This window comes from Mycobacterium sp. (assembly GCF_019243155.1).
Lineage (GTDB): Bacteria > Actinomycetota > Actinomycetes > Mycobacteriales > Mycobacteriaceae > Mycobacterium.
The window spans coordinates 1-3,378 of the sequence record NZ_JAFAUS010000026.1; the positions used below are offsets into that span (position 1 = coordinate 1).

At 64.9% G+C, this 3,378-nt stretch carries 4 protein-coding genes; 1 reads left to right on the plus strand and 3 read right to left on the minus strand.

The features are described 5' to 3' along the window. The 3 genes from JOZ00_RS01490 to sepIVA all read right to left on the minus strand — a co-directional run. Positions 1-292 (minus strand): ribonuclease III domain-containing protein (locus JOZ00_RS01490; RefSeq protein WP_293338733.1); only part of this gene is annotated, 292 nt, incomplete at its 3' end. Further along, positions 289-876 carry a DUF177 domain-containing protein gene (locus JOZ00_RS01495; RefSeq protein WP_293338735.1) on the minus strand — a complete coding sequence of 196 codons (588 nt, stop codon included), beginning with the start codon at positions 874-876 and terminating at the stop codon, positions 289-291. The genes JOZ00_RS01495 and JOZ00_RS01490, both read right to left, overlap by 4 nt. Positions 877-958: 82 nt before the next feature. Next, positions 959-1,696: a cell division protein SepIVA gene (sepIVA, locus tag JOZ00_RS01500; protein ID WP_293338737.1), complete on the minus strand. Its 738-nt coding sequence runs from the start codon at positions 1,694-1,696 to the stop codon at positions 959-961. Between the two features lie 379 nt (positions 1,697-2,075). Here sepIVA and JOZ00_RS01505 point away from each other — a divergent pair, with 379 nt between their 5' ends. Next, positions 2,076-3,311: a permease gene (locus tag JOZ00_RS01505; protein WP_293338739.1), complete on the plus strand. Its 1,236-nt coding sequence runs from the start codon at positions 2,076-2,078 to the stop codon at positions 3,309-3,311. Positions 3,312-3,378 lie beyond the last annotated feature (67 nt).

Below are 3,378 nucleotides of genomic sequence, written 5' to 3' on the forward strand. Positions count from 1 at the left end.
AACCACCGAGACTCCCGGACGACAGGTTCCGCGCGACGTCGGCCAGCGCCTGGGTGTTGACCACACTGGCCCGCAGTTTGGCCAGGTCGCCTTCCGTACGGTCGGGATGGCGGTGGTAGAGCTCGTCGGTGATGGTCAGGCCCAGCACAGCGTCGCCGAGAAACTCCAGCCGTTCGTTGGTCGGCAGCCCGCCGTGCTCGTAGGCGTAGCTGCGATGCGTCAGCGCCAGCGAGAGCAGGTCATCGGAGAGCTGGACCCCGAGCGCGTCGAGCAGCACTTCACGCGAGGTCACCGCTCACCCCGCGACGTGTCCGTCTCCGGGGTGAACATGCCGGCCAACTTGGCCCATCGTGGGTCGATGTTGTCGTGCTGGTGACCGGGCTCGGCCGCCAGGGAAACACCGCACTCGGGGCACAGTCCCGGACAGTCGTCCGTACAGACGGGCGCGAATGGGAGTTCCAATCCGACCGCGTCGATGATGGGCTGTTCGAGGTCGATCTTGTCGTCGACGATGTGGCCGACTTCGTCTTCCTCGGTGATCGCCTCGGTCGTGCTGTTCGGATACGCGAACAGTTCGGTCAAGCCGACCTGCACTCGGCCGTCGAGTGAGGTCAGGCAGCGCGCGCATTCGCCGACGGTTGGGGCCGTGACGGTCCCGGTCACCAAGACGCCCTCCGATACCGACTCGATCCGCAGATCGAGTTCCAGCGGAGCTCCAACCTCGATCGCGATCATGTCCAGCCCGATTCGCAAGGGGCTGGGCACGGTCTCCCGCAGGGTGACCATCGCACCGGGACGACGCCCGAGCCGGGAAATGTCAACCTTCATCGGCGAGTTCTGATGCCGCTGAGCCGTGGTGCTGTGCTGCCGCGTCATAACAGAAATCCTACGGCGCGGACCGCATAAAGCCAGCGCGCAGCCATGATGCGGCTCGGCCGAGCCGCATCGAATCGGACCGTTACCGGGTCACGTAGTCGTGCGTGCCGGCCGCCGTGCGGAGCTGGTGGCGACCGCGGCCCACCGACCGCAGCGTGCCGTTGAGGAATTCCTCGAAGTCGGCGAGCTTGCTGTCGACGTAGATGTCGCACTCACCCCGCAGCCGGTCGGCCTCGGCGTGCGCCGTGTCGATCAGGCGAGTGGCCTCGGAGTTGGCCGCCTCGACGACGTTGTTCTGCGACACCAGCCGCTGCTGCTCTTTGATGCCCTCTTGCACGGCCTTCTCGTAGGAGATGTTGCCGTTCTCGATCAGCCGATCGACCTCGGCCTGGGCGCGCCCGACGCTGGCTTCGTACTCGCGCTTCGCCGCCGTGGCGATGCGAACCGACTCTTCACGAGCCTCGGCTACCATCCGCTCGCTGTGCTGGCGCGCCTCGTTCACCATCCGGTCTGCCTGGGCCTTCGCGTCGGAGAGCAGCCGGTCGGCCTCCGCGCGGGAGTGGTTGAGCAGCGACTCCGACTCGGTGGTCGCCGACGAGACCATGCCCTCGGCGTGCGACTTGGCATCCTGCAGCATCGAATCCCGCGCGTCGAGCACATCCTGGGCGTCATCCAGCTCGCCGGGGATCGCATCCTTGATGTCATCGATGAGCTCGAGCACGTCGCCGCGCGGCACCACGCAGCCGGCCGTCATCGGAACGCCACGGGCTTCCTCGACAATGGCGCTTAATTCGTCCAGCGCTTCAAAGACTCGGTACACGGCGATACCCTCCTGGCGTCTTAAAAAAGATCATGTTGTTACTAGTGTGCCTGGTGTTACCTCTGTGACAACGGTGGCGCGGCCGGTGTGTCGGGGATTTGCTCATCACGGCACCTCAAACACCCCAAAACGCCGCGGTCAGCCAGCTGGTGGTCAGTGAAGTTCATGAGAAGCGCCCATTCACGCCGTTGCCGCGGGCTTGGTCACTCCGCGAGGTTGTTCCGTCGATATCTCTTTGCCCAAGCCCGCCGTTGTGGCGTAGCCCAGACCTTGTCGTGCCCGGCCAATCGGGGCGCCCGTGCATTTTTGCAGCGATTCTAGGTTCCACCTTGCCACCGCCGTAGGCGGACCAGCCCTTCCACCGCTTGACGTATACCCCATGGGGGTATATGTTCGGCGAGCGGATGCGACTCCAAAGCCATCAACAACCGAAGGTGAGGACCCAGTGCGGGTGCTAGCGGCGGTCGGGCACGCCTTGGAGCTGGCGGGCTCGATGACGTGGGAAATCCTGTGGGCGTTGATCCTGGGCTTCGCCCTGTCGGCAGTGGTGCAGGCGGTGGTGCGTCGCTCGACGATCGTGGCCTTGATGGGCGACGACCGGCCCCGCACCCTGGCGGTGTCGGCCGGGCTGGGGGCGGCGTCGTCGTCGTGCTCGTACGCGGCGGTCGCCCTGGCCCGATCGCTGTTCCGCAAGGGCGCCAACTTCACTGCGGCTATGGCCTTCGAGATCGGCTCCACCAACCTCGTGGTGGAGTTGGGCATCATCCTGGCGCTGCTGATGGGCTGGCAGTTCACCGCCGCCGAGTTCGTCGGGGGCCCGCTGATGATCGTCGTGCTTGCGGTCCTGTTCCGGCTGTTCGTGCGGTCTCGCCTCGTCGACGCCGCACGCGAGCAGGCCGAGCGGGGAATCGCCGGCTCGATGGAAGGCCATGCCGCCATGGACATGTCCATCCAACGGGGAGGTTCGTTTTGGCAGCGGCTCTTCTCGACCGAGGGCCTGACGTCGGTCTCGCACGTCTTCGTCATGGAGTGGCTGGCCATCCTGCGGGACCTGATTCTGGGCCTCTTGATCGCAGGCGCCATCGCGGCGTGGGTGCCCGAAAAGTTCTGGCAGGTCTTCTTTTTGGCCGGCCATCCCGGTTGGTCGGCAGTGTGGGGGCCGCTCGTCGGGCCGATCGTGGCGATCGTGTCCTTCGTCTGCTCGATCGGCAATGTGCCGCTGGCGGCGGTGCTGTGGAACGGCGGCATCAGCTTCGGCGGCGTCATCGCGTTCATCTACGCCGACCTGCTGATCGTGCCGATCCTGAACATCTACCGCAAGTACTACGGCACCAGGATGATGCTGACACTGCTGGGCACCTTCTATGCCGCCATGGTCGCGGCCGGATATGTGGTCGAATTGCTTTTCGGCACAACCGGTCTCATCCCCAAACAGCGCAACGCCACGGTGATGGAAGCGACGATCTCGTGGAACTACACCACCTGGCTCAACATCGCGTTCCTGATCGTCGCGGCGCTGTTGATCATCCGGTTCGTCACGTCCGGAGGGTTGCCGATGGTGCACATGATGGGCGGGTCCCCTGATGCGCAACCGCATGACGGCGCGCACGAGTGATCATTTTTGTCGGTGGTTGCCGCTAGTTTGGCGGTATGAGTCCAAGCGGCATAGTCGATTTCGAGGC